We start from the raw sequence: 257 nt of genomic DNA, 5'->3' as shown, positions 1-257 counted from the left end.
AAAGCCGCGCTGAAAGACACGCTGCCTGACTACATGGTGCCGGCGTTCTGGGTGGAGATGGACGAGCTTCCGGTCACCGCAAACGGAAAGATTGACAAAAAAGCCCTGCCGGAACCGGACATTGAAGCGGGAAGCGCCGCGTACAAAGCGCCGGAAACGGAGATGGAGACGCTGCTTTCTGACATTTGGCAGGAAGTGCTCGGTCTTGACCAGATCGGCGTAAGCGATAATTTCTTCACGCTCGGCGGCGACTCGAT

The 257-nt window shown here is 57.2% G+C and carries 1 protein-coding gene; it reads left to right on the top strand.

Features of this window, described 5'->3' with window-relative positions; all coding sequences use genetic code 11:
• On the top strand, nt 1–257 hold a 257-nt coding region (locus tag G9F75_RS19825; RefSeq protein ID WP_167409345.1), incomplete at both ends, for a phosphopantetheine-binding protein.

The sequence above is a fragment of the Bacillus sp. EKM208B genome, from assembly GCF_011800725.1.
In the GTDB taxonomy this organism is placed as follows: Bacteria; Bacillota; Bacilli; order Bacillales; family Bacillaceae; genus Bacillus; species Bacillus velezensis.
This window is presented reverse-complemented; position numbering and strand designations above follow the sequence as displayed.